The sequence below is a fragment of the Desulfotomaculum sp. 1211_IL3151 genome (assembly GCF_036763075.1).
In the GTDB taxonomy this organism is placed as follows: Bacteria; Bacillota; Desulfotomaculia; order Desulfotomaculales; family Desulfotomaculaceae; genus Desulfotomaculum.
Genome location: NZ_JBAIYV010000026.1, coordinates 76,772 through 95,272, shown reverse-complemented (window position 1 = coordinate 95,272; position 18,501 = coordinate 76,772). Strand labels below are relative to the sequence as shown.

Here is an 18,501-nt window from a genome sequence, read left to right as displayed (position 1 = left end):
GTCCATGAACACGCGATTCCGTCTTAGGCTCCTTTCCAAAAACAGATAAAACCGGAAAATCAGGGTGCTAAAAATGCACTCCCATTCTCCGGCTCTATCTGTTTTTCTGTTGTAATTTTATTTCATAATATTTTATCGAAAAAACTTACACCTAAACGTTTCATCGTTATTGAAATGTCTTCGTTTGCTTCTTCTAACAGTAAATGAACATGGTTATTCATAAGGCACCAACCATAAACTTTCATTTCGGAAGTAATTTTAATCCTATCAAGGGTTTCCAAAAATCTTAACCGATCTTCGTCATCATGGAAAATCTCCTGTCTATTGGCACCTCTTACCATTATATGGTAAATTCCAGTTTCACTTTTTTCCCTGGCACGGCGAAGCATATTATCACCAGCTCTAATTCATTTTTCTATATTATACCAAATAAAAAGCAAGGGGAAGCAACAGAACCGTCCCCTTGCTTCCTAAAGGTTTTAAAACTCATCCACCGATAACACTACAAATCGCCTCTTCACAAATTCCTACCGCCTTATCAATCTCTGCTTCGTTTATAATAAGCGGGGGATTAAAATACAGTACATTCCCAAGGGGTCTTAGTATAAGTCCTTTTTCCAAAGCCTTTTTATAAATCTGATACCCAATCCGAAGTTTGGGTTCAAAATCTATTTTATCTTTTTTATCTTTCACAAGCTCCATTGCATTGATTAAACCGATATGCCTGATTTCACCTATATTTTTGTGGTCAAGTAATGCTTCGTTTAGCTTTCTACTCAGATGCTGTGCTAGTTTTGCAGCATTTTCCAAAATAGCATCTTCACGCAATATATTTAAAACAGCAAGTGCGGCAGAACAACCAAGGGGATTGCCGCTGTAAGTGTGAGAGTGCATAAATGCTTTGCCCTCGTTATAATCAGCATAAAAGGCACCATAAATTTCATCGGTAGTAATGGTAATAGCCATCGGCATATATCCGCCAGTAAGTCCTTTTGAAATGCACATAATATCCGGACTTACCCCTGCATAGTCAAATGCGAACATTTTGCCCGTCCTGCCAAAGCCTGTGGCAATTTCATCGGCGATGAGCAAAACATTATGTTTATCACATAGCTCTCTAAGTTTTTTCAAGTAAAGTGCGGGGTAAATCCTCATACCTGCGCTGCCCTGCAGAAGGGGTTCAACAATTATCGCACAAGTTTGGTCAGCATACTGCTCAAATACTTTTTCAGCATGCTCAAAGCATTCAGTATTGCAGTAATCCCTGCTTTTTCTGTATGAGCAGCGGTAACAGCCGGGGGCTTCAATATGGATAGCATCCATCAGCATTGGTTTATAAATTTTTGCATACAAATCAATGCTGCCAAGCGACAATGCTCCGATGGTTTCACCGTGATATCCCTCTGTAAGGCACATGAATCTTGTCTTTCTAGCATTACCTGTCTGATATTGGTACTGAAAGCTCATTTTCAGTGCGCATTCAACTGAGGCAGAACCATTATCGGAAAAGTTGAACTTCGTTAATCCCTTCGGAACAAGCTTGCTCAATTCCTCACAAAGTTTAATAGCAGGCTCATGAGAGAAATTAGCAAATATGACATGCTCCAATTTGTCAAGCTGTGCTTTGATTGCTTCATTTATTTTAGGGTTGCAATGCCCTAAAAGGTTGCACCACCAGGAGCTGACAACATCAATGTACCCCTTGCCGTTCTTATCGTAAAGATATACGCCCTTGCCATGGTCTATTATTATAGGCGGCAGTTCCTGATAATCTTTCATTTGAGAGCAAGGATGCCATATATATTTTAAATCCTTTTCCACCCAATCCACTTTAATTGCCATCCTTTCCGTACAATGCTTCAAGCATATGAATATCAATTTCTATATTGGAGTCACCATTCCTGATAAGTGCAATGACAGGTATATCGGTGATTGCCTCGATCATCTTAATATTATCATCCTCCATGACGCCTCCGTGATAATGATTAAGGATAATACCCTTTACTTTAATATTTTTACTTTGCAAATACCACACAGTAAGCGCTGTGGAGTTAATTGTGCCAAGGCCGGCATCCGCTACTACGATCACAGCAAGTTTCAGCTCCTTAACGATATCCTCTAAAAAAATCTGCTGTTCGTTATCATAACGAATGGGACAGATAATTCCGCCGCTGCCTTCAACGGTTATGTAGTCATACTTTGAACATTGCTTTTCATAGTCAACCGCTATTTTTCCCAATGTTGCGGGATTGCCCTCCAGCTTCGCAGCCAAATGTGGTGAAACTGCGGTTTCATAAACATAAGAAACCATATCGGTACAGCCGCAATTAAGTTTTGCTATTGTTTTCACATGGTAAGCATCGCCTATATGCAGTCCGTTTTCTGTCCTTTCTGTGCCGCTGAGTGCAGATTTATAGTAACCTGCATTATACCCTGCCTCACGCAGCTTTTTTACAATTAAAGCCGTCACATAGGTTTTTCCTACATCTGTTCCCGTTGCAGTAATAAAAATTCCTTTACCCATTTCTCAAGGCCACCTTATAACCAAGTTCTTCAATCATTTTCATATCATTTTGTATGGAAACACCTTCTGTCGTCAGCATATCTCCTGAGATCGCCGCATTTGCTCCTGAAAGAAAGCATTTCCTGCCTTTATCGGTAAGAAGCCCCCTGCCTCCCGCCAGACGGATGAAAGCCTTTGGCAGGATAAAGCGGAAAATCGCAACAATCCTGCATATTTCATCGTTAGTAAGGATTTTGTTTTTTTCGTATGGTGTACCTAGAATAGGATTTAACATATTAACAGGTATAGAATGAACTCCAAGCTCACGTAGTGTTAATGCCATATCTATTCTGTCCTCCATGCTTTCGCCAAGCCCCATAATCCCACCGCTGCATACGCTGAGCCCTGCTCTTTGTGCAGCCTTTATTGCCGATATTTTATCATCGTAGGTATGGGTAGTACATACATTCGGGAAATAATTCCGGGAGGTTTCTAAGTTATTATGTATTCCCTCTACTCCAACAGATTTTAGTTTTTTAAATTGGGCTTCGTTTAATAGGCCAAAGGAAACACATACCGAAATGCTTGTCTGTGCTTTAATTGCTTTTATACTTTCGCAAACCTTATCAATCTCATGATCGTTAAGACTTTTGCCGGAGGTTACAATTGAATAGCGTAATACCCCGCGTTCATCATTGTATTTTGCTTGTGCAACAATCTCACTTGTATCAATCAATGGGTATTCGTCAACTTTGGTTTGGTGAAAAGATGACTGAGCACAGTATTTACAGTTCTCAGAGCACCTTCCACTTTTTCCGTTTATTATAGTGCAAATGTCGAAATAATTACTGCAAAAAAAAACCTTATCTCGTTTGCAGCCATACATAATTCATCCAGAGGTGCAGTCACTAATGCAAGTGCCTGATCTTTATCAATTAGCTTTCCGGCTAAAAAGTCATTTTTTATGGTTTGCAGCATTTCCATATGCAAATCCTCCTCGTATTATATTTTGAATGGGCAGTAAACGTTTTGCTAAAATGGCACTTAATATGCAAAGGACAATATCTCCCGGAATTGCCAGGATAAAACAATATAAAATAAGTGGCCATAGTGCTATCGGAGTATTGATAACATAATTACAAATAACATAATAATAAGCCATTCCACATAGATAAACTATTACAAGTCCCGTAAAATTTGTGGCAAGCAATCTTTTATATGATGGCGCAGATACCTTGTTTGCAATAGTGCCTGTGACAAAGCTTGCAATGCAAAATCCTATAATATATCCAAAGCTCGGTTTTAGAATGTATCCAGGCCCACCGCCTTCTGCAAAGACAGGTAAACCGATTAAGCCTAACACAATATAAACCAAAACACTGACTGCTCCCAATTTTCCTCCAAGTAAAAGTCCCGCCAGCATAGTAAATAAAAACTGCAGTGTAAACGGCACAACAGGAATGGGTATTTTTATATACGCTCCCACGGCAATAAGTGCCGCAAATAAAGCACACATAATCATGTTTTGTACTGAAAGTTTCTTGTTGTTCATAATCTTCCTTAAATTTTGATACGGTTTAGTATAAAAGTAGCAAAAAGAAAGGTCATTGTCAACCAATAAATTATTTTTGGTTAACAATGACCTTTCTGCTCATACTGAATTAATCCATGTCCACAATAAAAACATAAATGTCAAATATATATTTGGAGATAATATCCACAAGGTAAATAAACTTGAGTAGCCATAACGACCATATCAGTCATCTGATCTAATATGTATATGAATTGAAATATATGCATTTACGCTCTATGTCATCTTTTTTATATACGCAAGGGTAACCTATCATCGTTACAGCATTACAATCTCGAAAGTCTTGATTTATCAGCCTTTTACCCTCTCAATCTTAACGCAGCATTCTGTATGCCCCGTCCAGGGAAACATATCCACTGGTTGTACCTGCAGAGTTTGATATCCCAGCTTATCCAGCACGCCTAAATCCCGGGCTAGGGTGGCTGGGTCGCAGGAAACGTAGACGACTTTGGGTACCTTTGCCTGGGCAATGGCGGTTAATACTTCCTTTTCACAACCCTTTCTAGGTGGGTCTAATATCACCACATCTGGTTTTAGTTCCTTCGCCATAGAAGGTAATAATTTTTCCACGGCACCTTGAAGGAATTTTACATTGGTCAGCCCGTTTAATCGGGCATTCTTTTTAGCATCCGCTACCGCTGCGGGCACAATTTCCATGCCAAGCACCTCTGCGGCATAGCGGGCCAAATAAAGGGCGATGGTGCCGATGCCGCAGTAGGCATCAATGACTCGTTCCTTTCCGGTTAGTTGAGCATACTCCATTGCTTTACGGTATAATACTTCGGTCTGTAGGGGGTTAATCTGGTAAAAAGAACTGGCAGAGATGTTGAATTTCAATCCGCCTAATTCATCTTCTATGTATTCTTTGCCAGACAAAACTTGGTTTTCCCGCCCTAACACAACACGACCGGGGTTGTTGTTGATGTTACGAATTACGGAGGTGATTTTTGGATGTCGGGCAATTAAGGTCTGGGAAAATGCTTTCGCCGTGGGCCATTTTTCTGGGGAGGTGATAAGTACAACCATACACTGCCCGGTGTGAGATCCCCGGCGAATCATAACATGGCGTAACAGACCTTCTTTTTTCCCCCAGTGATAGGGTGTTAATTTATATTCATTAATTAACTCTTCCAATGTTACAATAACCTGATTGATCTCTTGCTGGACTAACAGACAGGTTTGCCCTGCTAATCCTGCAACCAATTCGTAGCTGCCTTCCGCATAGTAGCCCAGTTTTATCCTGCCTTTTTGCTCTTTTACTTGTAAGTGTATTTTATTGCGGTAGTGCCAGGGGTCTTTCATGCCCAGTGTTGGCAAAACCGTAACGTCTGGTAAGCCGCCAATCTTTTGCAGGGCACTCTGCACAACGGTTCTTTTGTGTGCCAGTTGTGCTTGATAATCTAAATGCTGCAGTTGGCAACCACCGCAATGTTGGTAGTATTTACAAGTGGGCTCTAGGCGGGCTGTTGAGTTTTTTAAAATCTCAACTAGTTCTCCTCTGGCAAAGGATTTTTTGACTTGCTTTATGCGTACGCGAACCCTTTCGCCGCTTAGGGCACCAGGCACAAATACGGCTATGTTTTGATATCTGCCTACTCCTTCACCCGAATGACCGAGCCCATTAATTTCTATATCAACTTTATCTCCGATGGATAAGATACTTTGCAAAATTCTACACCTCTTATTTATTATGTAACCGTTTTCTACCAATTAACATATATATGAGTAAAGGAATAATTTCCCTTTGGGGTGACTACTATGGCTCAGTATAAAGTGCTAAGAAAAAATCGTCAACTACAGCTACCGGATCCTTGCCATTGCTACCAGAATGACCATGTTGATCTGGTAGTTGAAGGAGCTGGCATTCGTTTATGTCGTCTCTCCAGTCTTAGTGTTCCCGCGGAGGTATCTGCTTATATTCCTCGGGTTGAAATTCGACACCGGACCTATGATAATGGCCAGCTGGTCAGTGAAGACGAACGTATTTATAACAGCATCACAGTCGTGCACGCTCCAAGACACCCATTAGAAAACCCCAAGGGCCCCATCCCTCATAAAGGAACTTTCCCCGTGTGGCCAGGTGGCTTCAACAACTCTGCCTCTCAACTGGAATCGCCAGAAGATCCTACGTTGGAGCCACTGACCTCTGGAGGTCAACCCTCTCCGCCAGGGGTCCCGGTTGAACCGGGGCCAAATCAACCGGGGGCATCTCAGCCACCTGTTATTCCATCCCAACCGGAACCCCATCCCCCGCCGGTATCTCCTCGCAGGAAAAAGAACCCTCCCCTACCCTCCCTGCCTAAGGTGTTACCCGCGAGGGACGGTGGTCCATTTATTACCATTAATAAGCAGCCCTTCCATGAATAAATCTTTCATAAACCCCCGCCGGGGTTTATTTTTTATACCATCGTAAAGTATAAGATATTAAGGATGATAGTATAAGACTCTCATGCCGCTGGCCGGCACCATCCAAACAATGATAATAGAACGCGATGATCAGAGTAGAAAAGCTAGGAATGGCCCTTGGCCAACATCCATATGCTGTAAATAGATTATTTAAAATTGTCAGCCTATTTTTAATAATGGCTCTTTAACTGTCGGCCTTGCGACAATTACCCAGCTATGTTAACCTTTACCTATCGGTAAATAATCGGAGGTGGTATTATGTCCGGGAAAGTGAAAAAAAGTGCTAACGGCCTTTTTCGGTTATATGACCTGATCTTTTTACAAAAGATTCGCGATATTAAACCCAGCAAAGAAGAACCTAAAAAACTGATTAATATTAAGAAGTAATTCCGTGATAAATTTTCCAAGGTATCCTGGATCGTTTCTACTAAACGATCCAATTCTCTGTACCCAGGCAATAGCCCCTGGGTTTTTTGTTTTTCTTCTTCCACGGCTCGCTGCGCTCATGCACCACAATCCTTTCAATGAACTCCCGCACAATTTCAGGGGTTAGCTCATGAATAGGTGTACCTGGCCACAACAGTCATAAAGCGGTCGGCGTTCAGCATCTTATCCTGTTCCTTGCTGATTTCCTGCTCCAGCTTGACAAATTACATGCATTTCCCCCTTTCCCTCAAGGAATAAAGAATATAGCTATAATAGACTGCATAAAATGCCGTCTTGAGTCAACTTTACAAAACAAAGTATGCATCGGTTTGAAAAACAAAAATGCCCTTTGAAAAGGCTGTTTGAGCCAAATCAAAGAACACTTTTGCTTCGTATTTCTCAGAAATCATTTTAGAGCATAAGCCATGATACACAAGTCGCACCATACAGAATAATATTTGATATCATGGCGGCTATACGCTGGGGTCATCTGCCTTTAACAGGAATACGCGTACCGTTTATCATGACAGCAGTAACGGTTGTAACATCAACTGGGCTTTCTGTATCCCAATGTAAATTAAAGGTCTGTTCTTGATAATTAAGGCTTCCGCCGCCGCCTTCTAGCGGAATAATGCCATCCATCGTCTCAATCTCTAAAGTCATTTCACTTGCCAGGCATTCTTCTCCTTCGTAGCTGCCCCGGATCTCAAGCCCGAGCGGGCTGAGCGTCAAATATTCGAAAAGATGGCCTTCAACGAGGACGTCGTTTGTCCACATACGCGTCTGCCGACTGGTGTCGCTTAGATTGGCTGCCACCTTCCAGCGTCCTTCCACACCGGAATAAACCGCGGAGTTGTAGTAGAGGGTGCAATCGTCCAGTTCATCGGTGTTGATAGAAAAAATGGCTTCATTGTATTTGTATGCCGCTTCGGAGTAGCTGGCTGTTCCTGAATCAAGCAAGCGGCGATCTTCGTCACCGAAGAGGGTCAATTCATAGTCGGGTGTGATAAATTGGCCGTCCGGAGTTCTCAAAACGAGCGTGGCGTCGATGTTGCCAAACTCTTTGCCAAAAATCTTGCCGATCTGCACGTGCAGTTTGCCGTCCACGATACCGATATTGGAAATCCATTGGTCATCTTCCCCGTGTGCCAGGGCGGCGTAATGACCCGGCGTCAGAGCAGCCGTGATCCCGCTGAGGTCGTCCGGCACATCCCTGCCGCCCCAGATCTGGTTTTTTACAATGGGTGTAACCTGCGCGCCATCAAGGCCACCCAGAGATACGGAAACTGGTTCTTCATACTCCCTTTTGCTGAAATAAATACGGGAGGTGCCCAGTTCCAGCGGATCGGAAAGTGGTGAATCCACATCAGCTGTAATATTGAATTCATAATAGAGGGTATTGGTTTCCTCATCAAAAAACAATAGGTTTTGTTTCCACGAGAAACTGGCGGTAACCTCATCCGCTTGTCCTGTGCCTCTATCCGGCGGGTCCATGGCCACACGGAAGCCGTCCCGGAAATCGGTCTGCTCGGTCAGGCGGTTTTGGCCGCTGATATCCTGAAGAGACAGGTAAACGACAGCCTTGTTCCCATATTTCTGGGCACCGATGACCTCCATACGGATGCCCTGATCCTCAGAAGAAATTTCTACTGGTTCAACAACTTCACTGAAAGAGGGATTGAATTTCTGGATAAACCAATCAAAGCCCCCCAGCGCCGCCGCAGCCGCAGCCGCAGTGACAACCAACATTGCCGACAACGCTATAACTGCCACCATAGAGTTTGCCCATCGCACCCGTCGAGGATCGGCACCACAGAATGTTTCTTCATGCAACCTGCTCTGAACCTTGCTCTTAATTTGGCTTGCATCAACGGTAATTTGGGAAAGCGCATCGTGTATCGTTTTTTCGTTCTTATCAAATGCACTCATGCATTGACCCCTTTCTTTTATGCTCTGCGGCCAGGTAATCTGCCATCTTCTTTTTGGCTCGCTCATATTACCTCTTCCAATTCATCTTCTCCGCCGGTGACAAAACGCCGCCCTAAATCTATTTCAATCATGTGTTCCTTCTCCCTTATTTATCAGCTAGCTGTACCCTTATAACAATTCAAAGCATTTCTTTGTGACATTAATTAAAGGAATAATATTCAAATTCAAAGTTTGCCATAAAGAAAATCCTCCAATAAAGATTATTTACAATTTATCGATAATCGTTTGGCTATGTGCTAAACAACTATGATTTTCGTAAACATCCTTATTGGAGGACTGCTTAAGCGATACTCCCCTTTTACTGTGCTAAATTTTAAATTGACCCACCAAAACCTTTAGATCATCCGATACTTTGTCTAAGGACTCAGCGGTGCTGGTGACTTCCTCCATAGCAGCTGTTTGTTCCTCCGTGGAGGCAGCAACATTTTGAATTCCTGCCGACATTTGCTGGGTAGCTGAGGCTATTTGCTGAATTTGAGAGGTTAAGCCTTGCACAGAAGTAATAATTTTTTGGAAAGTATGGCTTACATCCTGAATCACCGCACCACCTGCCGCCACTTCCCGGTTATCCTGCTCAATCTTTTGCACTGCCAGTTGGGTTTCTTTTTGCATATCCTGGATAAGTCGTGCTATCTCCTTGGAAGCTGTGGCAGACTGCTCTGCCAACTTTCTTACCTCTTCTGCCACCACCGCAAAACCTCTTCCCTGTTCTCCGGCCCTGGCAGCCTCGATGGCCGCATTTAAGGCCAAGAGATTCGTTTGATCAGCAATGCCAGTTATCATATTGACAATTTTACCAATTTCCAAAGAATTTTGATTTAACCGCTGAATAACCTGGGCCACCTCGTTCGTCGAATGGGTAATGGTTTGAATTTGTGAATTTACCTTAATTAGCCCGTCATTTCCTGCATGGGCATGTTTAGCGGCGGTATCAGAAACCGTTGCAACTTCCTGTACATTGCTGCTTACCTGTTCCACCGTTGCTGCGATTTCATTCATGGTGGTGGCGGTTTCTGTTGCACCAGTGGCTGTTTGCCGGGCCTGTTCATTTAGCCCCCCTGCCACATCCGCTAAATGATTAGCTGTTTCGATTAGTTGATCTAGCGTGCTTTTAAAGTTATTCTTCATGATATTAAAAACCTGGGCAAGATGTCCTATTTCATCTCCACTGCGAATGTTTAGATCCTCTATGGTTATATCTCCCTGGGCTAATTTATTCGCACTTTCTTCAATCTCCTTCAGTGGTAAATTAATACTACGACCAACGAAATGGGCCGCAGCAATACCTAGACCAACTGCCAGCAGAATGGCTATGCTCAACATAAAAACAGATTGTTGTTGGAGCTTGTCCCCTTCGGCACTGGATATTTTACTTTGTTCCTGATTATATTTAACAATTTCATTGGAGGCAGCCACAGCAGCATCATATAGGGTCAAAGATTCACCTTTTATAACCTTATGTGCTTCATCTTTCTGACCAGTACGGCTTAATTCCAATAGTCTTTCATTCGTAGCTATGTAGTTATTCCACTCGGATTTTAATACCGTGTGGTAATTACGATCTTGAACACTGTCAATGGATTTTTCATAACTAGCTAAGTTTTTATTTATTTTCACCTTATTTTGCTCTATGGATTCTTCCATTTCTTTCATTTCCTTACTATCATTAGCAACAATATGCCTGTATTCCCGCGTACGAGTATCGGAAATCAAGGTGTTAATTTCTTCAGCATACTGAATTCCAGCTAACCAAACATTGGAAATCTCCGTTAACTTATCATTAATTTTACCCACTGTAAAACTTGCATACAAACCAAGACAGATAATAAGACCGATTAATACACCATTGGCAAGAAAAAGCCTCTTCTTTACTGTTATCCTCATTACTTTACGTCCCCCTAACAAACGTCAAATTGTCTTCATACTACATTATTCGTCAAATTTCGATTTCTCTTTAGGCCAAAAGAAGAACCTGGTCTAAACCAGGTTTTTAAAATCATTCCTTATTTAAATGGCCACAATCCGGACATCGTAAATCCCTTTTAACCTCTACATCCATAAAGGACATCGATAGCGCATCCATCGTAAGGATTCTCCCCACTAATAGATCTCCCTTGCCCAGCAGGTACTTCACTGCCTCGGTGGCTTGAATGGTCCCAATGATACCCGCTACAGATCCGAGAATTCCTACTTCTGTGGTGCCCTTAACTGCGTGGTTGGTAGGCTTATCCCGGAAAATACAGCGGAAACAAGGTCCTTTGCCTGGTAATATCGTCATGGCCTGTCCTACCATGGACAGAACCCCACCATATATAAAGGGTTTTTCCTTAGCAATGCAGGCTTTGTTAAGAACATAGCGGGTTTCCAAATTATCTGTGGCATCCACCACGATATCATAGTCATCCAGCAGTTCCAAAATATTTTGCTCATTCATGCGGCAGGGATAGGTGATGATCTCTGTCTCTGGATTGATCCGAGCTAATTTCTCCCTGGCGGATTCCACCTTTAAACGCCCTATATCTGGGGTTGAGTGGACAATTTGCCTTTGCAAATTAGAATAATCCACCACGTCAGCATCAGCCAAACCAAGTCTGCCAATGCCAGCAGCCGTTAAATAGTAGCTCACCGGAGAGCCTAAACCACCGGTACCTACCACCAGTATCGAAGAGTTTAGTAGTTTAAGCTGTCCCTCTTCTCCCACCCCTGGCAGCATTATATTGCGATTGTAGCGTTCCCTCTGTTGGTCGGATAGCGTGGTTGGTGCCACCCTATTTTGGGGTTGTAATAAAGTGTTTTCTATCAGATTAGCCACACTCTCACTATCATCTAAATCAAAGAGAGGTATATCGATCTGTAAGGGTAAATCACTGACTACAGCTAACAATTCCCCAGTGGGTAATACCGTTTCGTTGGCAACTGCTGCCCGCACCAATTCTATCTTTGGTTGGGAACCCTGTTTAAAACCTTCCACAATAACTAGATCCAGGCCAGAAAAATACTGCAGTATTTCTTCTAATGGCATTTCCTGGTCTATTTTCTTTGCGAGGCCAAATCCACTGGGTGTAGCCAAAGCAACAATTTCAGCCCCGGCCTGTCTATGCCGCCAGGTGTCTTTTCCCTCTATATCTAGCTCAAAGGTGCCCCGATGATGCTTTACAGTACCTATACGGTAGCCTCGTGAATTTAATTGTTGAAGAAGTTTTACCAGAAAAGTAGTTTTTCCAGAGTTTGAACGACCCACCAGGGAAATAACCGGCGGCAGCTCTTTATTGTGGCTGAATTTCAATGTTATCCCCTACCTTCACTGTACCTCCTTGGAGTACTCGAATGAAGATACCCTCCTTGGGCATAACACAATCCCCCGCCTGATAATAGATGGCACAACGGGTATGACATTCCTTGCCAATTTGCGTCACCTCACCCAGAGCAGCTTCACCAATTTTTAATTTAGCTCCAATGGGCAAGGAAACTAAGTCGATTCCCTCCGTGGTTAAATTTTCAGCAAAATCCCCAGGACCTACCTTTAAACCCATCTGACGCATCTTTTCTATGCTTTCCTGGGCCAATAAACTAACCTGACGGTGCCATTCCCCAACATGGGCATCCCCTTCGATGCCATGCTCAACCAACAACATCGCTTCCCCAACGTTTTTCTTTCTCATGCCTTTCTTAGGACTGGTGCAAACAGCTACTATTTTTCCCATTGTTGTTCTCCTTCCCGGATGAAGTCGCCGCTTTTGCCACCACTTTTGCTGACCAGGCGGATGTTTTGAATCATCATTCCTTTATCCACCGCCTTGCACATATCATAGATGGTCAGTGCCGCTAGGCTGACCGCTGTGAGTGCTTCCATTTCTACACCTGTTTTGCCGCCAGTCTTCACAATACCCCTAATTTCCACCCGTTCCGGTGGTACAATTTTAAAATCGATATTAACTCCGGTAATCATGATCGGGTGAGCCATGGGAATTAGGTTTGGTGTGCCTTTGGCAGCCATAATTCCCGCTACTCTGGCTACGCCAAGAACATCCCCCTTGGCCATACCGCCCTCTTGAATTAGTTTAAGAGTGGCCGGTGCCATGACCACTTCCCCTCTTACTTCGGCCACCCGATGGGTTTCGGCTTTTTCTGTTATATCAACCATCCGGGCATTACCACTGGCATCAAAATGAGTTAATTCTGACACTATGCCTTATCCCCCAATCTGGCTCATCACTCGACGGTCTGTCCAACCCTCTTCCATATGGTGTTGACTTGGTTTATATCGAATTGCCTTGGCAATAAGTATAGCCAATTCCTGCCTATCGGCACCTTCCCTCAGGGGAGTTTTTAAATCAAATTCTTGCTGGCCGTAAAGACATGGACGAAGCTGGCCATTGGCTGTAAGTCTCAGTCGGTTACAGGCAGCACAAAAATGTTGACTAATGGCAGTAATAAAACCAATGGTCCCCTTGGCACCAGGTAGGCTAAAATATTTAGCCGGACCACCGCCAGTTACCTTAACCTCTGTATTCAAAGGGCCAAATCCCTGCTGAAGTTTCATCAATATTTCTTCCGCAGCAATAAAATTTTCAACCGCCCAGGGGTTGCATTCTCCAATGGGCATTAATTCAATGAAACGTACGTGCAGCGGCAATTCCCTGGTAAGCCGAGCAAAATCAGCAAACTCATGATCATTGACACCTCGTACCGCCACTACATTTAATTTTACCGGATGGAGTTCCAACTCCAAGGCTTTCTGAATACCGCGCCATACATCATCAAATTTGCCTCGACGGGTGATATCCCGGAAAATATCCGGATTTAGGCTATCTAAACTAAAGTTTACACGATTTAAACCCGCCCTTTTTAAATCCTCTGCCATGTCTGCAAAGAGTACGCCATTGGTGGTTATTGAAATATCCTTAATCTGCGGATTGGCCGAAATACTTTCAAATAAGTCCACAATATTTTTTCTTACCAAGGGTTCCCCACCCGTAATACGAATTTTGCTTATGCCAATATCAGAGGCAGCATCCACCACCCGAGCAATTTCTTCTAAGCTTAGTATTTCCCGGTGAGGGGTGTTTTCCACACCTTCTGGAGGCATACAATAAACGCAGCGCAAATTACAACGATCTGTGACAGATATGCGTAGATAGTTTATGTTTCTTTGGTAATTATCAATCATTTTGTCAGCCCCTATTCGTCCGGCTTGTACCTCTATTTCATACTGCAGCTAATTCAAATTGCTTTTAGCTTATTCGCTGGGAACCTTTGATTCACTTCGTACCAAGGGGTAGCCATTGCAACAATCGAACCACCGATTGATCCTTTGGATTCTCATAGATTTCTTCCGGGGTCCCTGACTGAATAATTTTTCCTTGATCGATAACGGTTAACCAATGGGCCAGATAGGGAATCTCTGCATAGTCATGGGTAACAAATAATGTGGCAATTTTTGTACCATGCAACAGTTTCGCCATATCTAATAGCAGTTGCCCCCTGGTAGGACTATCCAATCCAGTGAAGGGTTCATCTAAAAAGAGAACCTCTGGGTCCAGGGCCAAAGCCCGGGCAATACTAACCCGCTGGGCTTCACCACCGGAAAGAAATCGAACACCGCCGTTGGCTAAATGGGAAATTCCCAATTTCTCCAACCATTTATCGGTCCGCTGCTTGATCTCTTCTTTCGGAAACTTTCGTAAACGCAAACCCGTTTCAACATTCTCCCGAACCGTCATATCTAACAAAAGGGGTTGTTGAAAAACAAAAGCCATCCGATGGCGTAATTTTAACAAGTTTTTTTTAGTTACCGTTTCGCCTTTAAAATAAATCTGCCCCGCGGTGGGTTCCTGAAGTAAGGCCAGAATATGCATAAAAGAGGTTTTACCGGCCCCGTTTACTCCTATGAGGGAGTTAACCTTCCCTTCCTCCAGGGAAAAATAATCGATATCTAAAATGGTCTTACTTCCCTTGATGTATTGAATGCCCTTTCCTTCCAGAACATGCATGCTAAGGGCACCTCCCTCTTTGCTGTGCCATCGTTAAGACCACCGTTATGGAAAAAGCAATGATTAACAAAATAAGGCTGAGAGCCATACCCATTTCCTGCTGTCCCTTATTTACCGCAAGAACAGTTGCTGTGGTTAGGGTGCGGGTATAACCAACTAAGTTGCCTCCCACCATCATGGAGGCCCCCACCTCAGAAACAGCACCACCAAAACCTGCTATAACCGCTGCCAGCAGTCCCAGTCTGGCCTCCCTAGCCATTAGCCACAGCAGTTGTAGTTTAGTGGCACCTAAGGATAGTATTTGCAGCTTTAGTTTGGGGTGAAGCTGCTGAAAGGCCGCTAGGGTAAAACCAGCCACAATGGGAAAAGCAATGACACCCTGGGCTGTGATCATGGCCCCAGGGCTATACAACATATTAAGCATTCCTAATGGTCCATATCTACTTAACAATAGCCAGACTACTAACCCCACCACCACAGGGGGTAAACCCATGCCGTAATTTATTAAACTAATTAGTATGTTGCGACCTGAGAAACTTTTTAGGGCCAGCAAAAAACCCAAGGGCACCCCAATTAGCACAGCAATCAAGGTGGCTGTGCAAGACACCCTTAGGGTTAGCAAGGCTATTTCAATAATTTCCGGATCTCCTGCCAGTAATAATTTAACGGCCATGATTAACCCTTGTGAAAACACTTCCAAGCAATATCCACCACCATTATGTTTTTTTATACATAACGAGTCTTCGTTTTAGGGTAGGAACTGCTCCTACCCTGCATAAAATAACGATTAGCCCCCACCCACTGGTGGGAAAAATGCCACCCGGTCACCTTCCTGCAAAACAGTATCAAGGGTTTTGTGCAAGCCATTAATTAGTGTGCTGAAAACTTCTTCCTCAGGAATATTAAGTTGCTTAACGATATCCCGTGTGGTACTGTTCTCTTCCATATTAATAAGAATTTTTTCCCCATAGCGTGTACCTGTGTATTTTTCCAGTCCGGTATAAACCCTTACTTCAATCTGCATGCACCGTCACCTCTTATGTGATTATAACAATAATTATTGCAAAATTAAAGCAAAGTAAAGCCAAAGCTCATTGTCAATTAGGTTTCTTTCTTTTGAATAATGCCCAAAAACACCCTATAGGGTCCCGGGGTTCCCGGAGGTAATAGTGCTACTCGATCCCCAGGAGCAATGGGATGGGATAAACCTTCTACCAAACCGTTAATAAAAACTGCCTCAACCTGTTTTTTATCAATTTTCAGCCTGTCAATAAGGTCATAGCCAGTCGTATTAGCTTCGATTTCTATTTTAGTCGGAAAGGAATAACCTTCTTCAGACAATATCTTTTGCAGAGCACCAAAGGCCCTTAATTCAATTGTCCCCACTTTACACTCCCCCCTAAACTTATTATATATGGGATTAATCAACAATAAAAATATTTATAGTGTTCGATCCTAATATAAAAGGAGCCGGTGTTAACCCAGCTCCTTTTGGGAATTTCGGTAGATTTAGAAGTTAAATACCTCATTAACTTCTTCTTCCGTGAAGTCCCAGGTGGTGTTATGCGGTGGACACTCTTCTTTAAAGAATTCGGGTAAACGGTCATCGGCTTTGGTAAAGCCGGCCAATTCATTAAATTTACGTTCAGCCCGTAATACCGTTTTACCTAGCTCCGTAACATCATCTGCCGTCAAGGACAAGCTATATTGAGCGTTCAGCATATCAATGATGGCCTGGAAGGCATCTGCATTATCCAGGATACAGAAGGCTACAAACAGGCAGAGACCGGTGCTGTCAACAGCAGCAGTGGCGATTTGCAGGTTGCGGGAAAGCTCAACTTGACCGCCTTTGCCAAGGGGATCCACAAAGCCACCGACTTTAAGAATGTTCGTAGCAACGGCGTAACCAGCGGTATGGTCAGCTCCCATGGGAGTGGTGGCGTAGGTTAAGCCAACACCCTTAACCGCGCGGGGGTCATAGGCAGGAATTGCTTGTTTCTTAACAACAGGCACCCGGGCTACGCCAAAGGCTTGGCCGGTAAAGGCAGCACCGTTACCAATAATACGGCCCAAGGCAGTACCTTCACCAATTTGTTTGATCAAATCAATCGCACCGACAGCATCACCCCAAGGAATAATGCCTGCTTCCATCGCTACACCAACTGTTACGGAAGTTTCAATACTGTCGATACCGATATCATCCATCAGGCGATCGCATTCCGCAATGGCATCCAAGTTATCAATGCAAGCGTTGGCACCAAGGGCCCAGATGGTCTCATATTCAAAGCCGCTGGTGAGGTATTTGCCTTCTTTGTCATGGTAATGCTGGGAGCAGCGAATAACACAACCGGCATGGCAGCCGTGGGAAACTTTACCGCCACGGGCTTCAATGGTGGCACTCATGGTCTCACCACCGATATTGTTGGCCCATTCATTGCGGCCGGTACGGAAGTTTTTGGTGGGTAGGCCGCCCGCTTCGTTCAGAATATTAACCAGTACGTTGGTACCAAAGCCAGGTAGACCTTGCCCTGTTACCGGGTGATCCAGCAGTCCTTTAGCAAAACGCTTGGCAGCGGCCCTAAAGGCTTCAGAATCGGCAATGGGCACACCCTTGGCACCGGTATCATCAACAACAATGGCCTTTACCCTCTTAGAACCCATAACCGCACCTAAACCGCCACGGCCGGCACTACGGATATTGCCTTCTGGGTCTTTTACAGAAATGTTAGCAGAAGTTAGTCTCATTTCACCGGCAGGACCAACAATCATTACACCAACTTTAGCACCATATTTTTCACTTAAAACACGGATCGCTTCATAGTTGCCTTTGCCAATAACTTCAGCCGGGGCTTCTTCTACAACAGCACCGTCCACCGTAACTTTAATGACATAAAACTTATCATCTTCGGGCATGCCCTCAACAATTACACCAGCAATACCCATCTTAGCTAACTTTTGAGCTGCAGTCCCACCGGAGTTACTTTCTTTAATACCGCCAGTTAATGGGCTCTTACTTCCCACGGACAGACGTCCAGAGTTTGCACAGTTCGTTCCGCCTAATAAGCCAGGAGCAAAAATTAGTTTGTTATTGGGTCCCAGGGGATGGCACTTAGGGTCTACTTCATCCAGTACGAAACTTGAGGTCAGAGCGCGGCCAGCCAGGCCGATATACTTCTGAGGAAGTTCTTCTACGTTGGCTGTTTTGGTGGTCATGTTCACACGGAAAAGTTTAGTCATGTTTATATACCCCCTACTGGATTTTTTTGGCATTAAATTGCAATATAAAAAGGGATGCCCTAGGGCACCCCTTCCTTTGCGCAATGGCAGGCACAACAATTACTTGTCGTACCCCGTTTACTAATTCCCGGTAGGAGATTAGTAAATCGGAAGCGTAGAACTACATATTCAATTTTAAATTAAGTCTGAATTTACTTTAAATAATAGTCTGTCTAATAGTTTGTCTAAATATTTCATATTTCGTCACTAAAACTCCGATTCCTGCTTAGATATTAAACTTTTTTAAATATAAACACTAGACCAACTATTCTTACTTCCAAATCAATGCAAAACACATGCCAATGATTTATCCACTT

The 18,501-nt window shown here is 43.5% G+C and carries 19 protein-coding genes and 1 pseudogene; 2 read left to right on the top strand and 18 right to left on the bottom strand.

What is annotated here, in order from left to right; all coding sequences use genetic code 11:
• Nucleotides 1-122 precede the first annotated feature (122 nt).
• The 6 genes and pseudogenes from V6C11_RS06130 to rlmD all read right to left on the bottom strand — a co-directional run bounded on the left by V6C11_RS06130 (nucleotide 123) and on the right by rlmD (nucleotide 5,762).
• Nucleotides 123-389 carry a transposase gene (locus V6C11_RS06130; protein WP_333530240.1) on the bottom strand — a complete coding sequence of 89 codons (267 nt, stop codon included), beginning with the start codon at nucleotides 387-389 and terminating at the stop codon, nucleotides 123-125.
• A gap of 97 nt (nucleotides 390-486) precedes the next feature.
• Nucleotides 487-1,830, bottom strand: a complete 1,344-nt coding sequence (bioA, locus tag V6C11_RS06125; protein ID WP_333530238.1) for an adenosylmethionine--8-amino-7-oxononanoate transaminase — start codon at nucleotides 1,828-1,830, stop codon at nucleotides 487-489.
• Between the two features lies 1 nt (nucleotide 1,831).
• The gene (gene bioD / locus V6C11_RS06120; RefSeq protein ID WP_333530236.1) at nucleotides 1,832-2,524 is read right to left on the bottom strand and encodes a dethiobiotin synthase; all 693 of its coding nucleotides are present in this window, start codon (nucleotides 2,522-2,524) and stop codon (nucleotides 1,832-1,834) included.
• Nucleotides 2,517-3,487, bottom strand: a pseudogene (gene bioB / locus V6C11_RS06115) (biotin synthase BioB). Before bioB ends, bioD begins: the two are co-directional and overlap by 8 nt.
• Nucleotides 3,459-4,055 (bottom strand): biotin transporter BioY, encoded by a 597-nt coding sequence (locus V6C11_RS06110; RefSeq protein WP_333530280.1) that lies wholly within the window; start codon nucleotides 4,053-4,055, stop codon nucleotides 3,459-3,461. Before V6C11_RS06110 ends, bioB begins: the two are co-directional and overlap by 29 nt.
• A 330-nt stretch (nucleotides 4,056-4,385) precedes the next feature.
• On the bottom strand, nucleotides 4,386-5,762 hold the full coding sequence (gene rlmD / locus V6C11_RS06105) for a 23S rRNA (uracil(1939)-C(5))-methyltransferase RlmD (RefSeq protein ID WP_333530234.1): 1,377 nt from the start codon (nucleotides 5,760-5,762) through the stop codon (nucleotides 4,386-4,388).
• Between the two features lie 90 nt (nucleotides 5,763-5,852).
• Between rlmD and V6C11_RS06100 the strand changes: the two genes are divergently transcribed.
• Nucleotides 5,853-6,461 (top strand): hypothetical protein, encoded by a 609-nt coding sequence (locus V6C11_RS06100; RefSeq protein ID WP_333530233.1) that lies wholly within the window; start codon nucleotides 5,853-5,855, stop codon nucleotides 6,459-6,461.
• A 297-nt stretch (nucleotides 6,462-6,758) separates the two neighbouring features.
• On the top strand, nucleotides 6,759-6,887 hold the full coding sequence (locus V6C11_RS06095; protein ID WP_333530231.1) for a hypothetical protein: 129 nt from the start codon (nucleotides 6,759-6,761) through the stop codon (nucleotides 6,885-6,887).
• A 40-nt stretch (nucleotides 6,888-6,927) separates the two neighbouring features.
• Here V6C11_RS06095 and V6C11_RS06090 read toward each other — a convergent pair whose 3' ends face one another.
• The 12 genes from V6C11_RS06090 to V6C11_RS06035 all read right to left on the bottom strand — a co-directional run bounded on the left by V6C11_RS06090 (nucleotide 6,928) and on the right by V6C11_RS06035 (nucleotide 18,145).
• A complete protein-coding gene (locus V6C11_RS06090; protein ID WP_333530229.1) occupies nucleotides 6,928-7,038 on the bottom strand; it encodes a hypothetical protein in 111 nt (36 codons plus the stop codon).
• 374 nt (nucleotides 7,039-7,412) lie between these two features.
• A complete protein-coding gene (locus V6C11_RS06085; RefSeq protein WP_333530226.1) occupies nucleotides 7,413-8,855 on the bottom strand; it encodes a hypothetical protein in 1,443 nt (480 codons plus the stop codon).
• A 366-nt stretch (nucleotides 8,856-9,221) separates the two neighbouring features.
• Nucleotides 9,222-10,799 (bottom strand): methyl-accepting chemotaxis protein, encoded by a 1,578-nt coding sequence (locus V6C11_RS06080; RefSeq protein WP_333530224.1) that lies wholly within the window; start codon nucleotides 10,797-10,799, stop codon nucleotides 9,222-9,224.
• Between the two features lie 112 nt (nucleotides 10,800-10,911).
• Complete coding sequence (gene mobB / locus V6C11_RS06075; protein WP_333530221.1) at nucleotides 10,912-12,201, bottom strand: molybdopterin-guanine dinucleotide biosynthesis protein B; 1,290 nt, start codon at nucleotides 12,199-12,201, stop codon at nucleotides 10,912-10,914.
• Complete coding sequence (locus V6C11_RS06070) at nucleotides 12,182-12,619, bottom strand: MOSC domain-containing protein (RefSeq protein ID WP_333530219.1); 438 nt, start codon at nucleotides 12,617-12,619, stop codon at nucleotides 12,182-12,184. The genes mobB and V6C11_RS06070 overlap by 20 nt, the downstream gene beginning before the upstream one ends.
• Complete coding sequence (gene moaC / locus V6C11_RS06065) at nucleotides 12,607-13,101, bottom strand: cyclic pyranopterin monophosphate synthase MoaC (RefSeq protein WP_333530217.1); 495 nt, start codon at nucleotides 13,099-13,101, stop codon at nucleotides 12,607-12,609. The genes V6C11_RS06070 and moaC overlap by 13 nt, the downstream gene beginning before the upstream one ends.
• Nucleotides 13,102-13,107: 6 nt before the next feature.
• Nucleotides 13,108-14,085: a GTP 3',8-cyclase MoaA gene (moaA, locus tag V6C11_RS06060; RefSeq protein ID WP_333530214.1), complete on the bottom strand. Its 978-nt coding sequence runs from the start codon at nucleotides 14,083-14,085 to the stop codon at nucleotides 13,108-13,110.
• 91 nt (nucleotides 14,086-14,176) lie between these two features.
• Complete coding sequence (locus V6C11_RS06055; protein ID WP_333530212.1) at nucleotides 14,177-14,908, bottom strand: ABC transporter ATP-binding protein; 732 nt, start codon at nucleotides 14,906-14,908, stop codon at nucleotides 14,177-14,179.
• A gap of 1 nt (nucleotide 14,909) precedes the next feature.
• Nucleotides 14,910-15,608 (bottom strand): ABC transporter permease, encoded by a 699-nt coding sequence (locus V6C11_RS06050; RefSeq protein WP_333530210.1) that lies wholly within the window; start codon nucleotides 15,606-15,608, stop codon nucleotides 14,910-14,912.
• An 87-nt stretch (nucleotides 15,609-15,695) separates the two neighbouring features.
• The gene (locus V6C11_RS06045; RefSeq protein ID WP_333530209.1) at nucleotides 15,696-15,932 is read right to left on the bottom strand and encodes a MoaD/ThiS family protein; all 237 of its coding nucleotides are present in this window, start codon (nucleotides 15,930-15,932) and stop codon (nucleotides 15,696-15,698) included.
• A 77-nt stretch (nucleotides 15,933-16,009) separates the two neighbouring features.
• Complete coding sequence (locus V6C11_RS06040) at nucleotides 16,010-16,294, bottom strand: MoaD/ThiS family protein (RefSeq protein ID WP_333530207.1); 285 nt, start codon at nucleotides 16,292-16,294, stop codon at nucleotides 16,010-16,012.
• 123 nt (nucleotides 16,295-16,417) lie between these two features.
• Nucleotides 16,418-18,145, bottom strand: a complete 1,728-nt coding sequence (locus tag V6C11_RS06035) for an aldehyde ferredoxin oxidoreductase family protein (protein WP_333530206.1) — start codon at nucleotides 18,143-18,145, stop codon at nucleotides 16,418-16,420.
• Between the last annotated feature and the right edge of the window lie 356 nt (nucleotides 18,146-18,501).

What these genes read in the sequence shown, in the direction of transcription:
- V6C11_RS06080 (WP_333530224.1), bottom strand. Translation starts at nt 10,799, where the DNA reads ATGAGGATAACAGTAAAGAAGAGGCTTTTTCTTGCCAATGGTGTATTA.
- V6C11_RS06045 (WP_333530209.1), bottom strand. Translation starts at nt 15,932, where the DNA reads ATGCAGATTGAAGTAAGGGTTTATACCGGACTGGAAAAATACACAGGT.
- V6C11_RS06055 (WP_333530212.1), bottom strand. Translation starts at nt 14,908, where the DNA reads ATGCATGTTCTGGAAGGAAAGGGCATTCAATACATCAAGGGAAGTAAG.
- V6C11_RS06085 (WP_333530226.1), bottom strand. Translation starts at nt 8,855, where the DNA reads ATGAGTGCATTTGATAAGAACGAAAAAACGATACACGATGCGCTTTCC.
- bioD (WP_333530236.1), bottom strand. Translation starts at nt 2,524, where the DNA reads ATGGGTAAAGGAATTTTTATTACTGCAACGGGAACAGATGTAGGAAAA.
- V6C11_RS06095 (WP_333530231.1), top strand. Translation starts at nt 6,759, where the DNA reads ATGTCCGGGAAAGTGAAAAAAAGTGCTAACGGCCTTTTTCGGTTATAT.
- V6C11_RS06100 (WP_333530233.1), top strand. Translation starts at nt 5,853, where the DNA reads ATGGCTCAGTATAAAGTGCTAAGAAAAAATCGTCAACTACAGCTACCG.
- moaA (WP_333530214.1), bottom strand. Translation starts at nt 14,085, where the DNA reads ATGATTGATAATTACCAAAGAAACATAAACTATCTACGCATATCTGTC.
- V6C11_RS06035 (WP_333530206.1), bottom strand. Translation starts at nt 18,145, where the DNA reads ATGACTAAACTTTTCCGTGTGAACATGACCACCAAAACAGCCAACGTA.
- V6C11_RS06070 (WP_333530219.1), bottom strand. Translation starts at nt 12,619, where the DNA reads ATGGGAAAAATAGTAGCTGTTTGCACCAGTCCTAAGAAAGGCATGAGA.
- V6C11_RS06110 (WP_333530280.1), bottom strand. Translation starts at nt 4,055, where the DNA reads ATGAACAACAAGAAACTTTCAGTACAAAACATGATTATGTGTGCTTTA.
- V6C11_RS06130 (WP_333530240.1), bottom strand. Translation starts at nt 389, where the DNA reads ATGCTTCGCCGTGCCAGGGAAAAAAGTGAAACTGGAATTTACCATATA.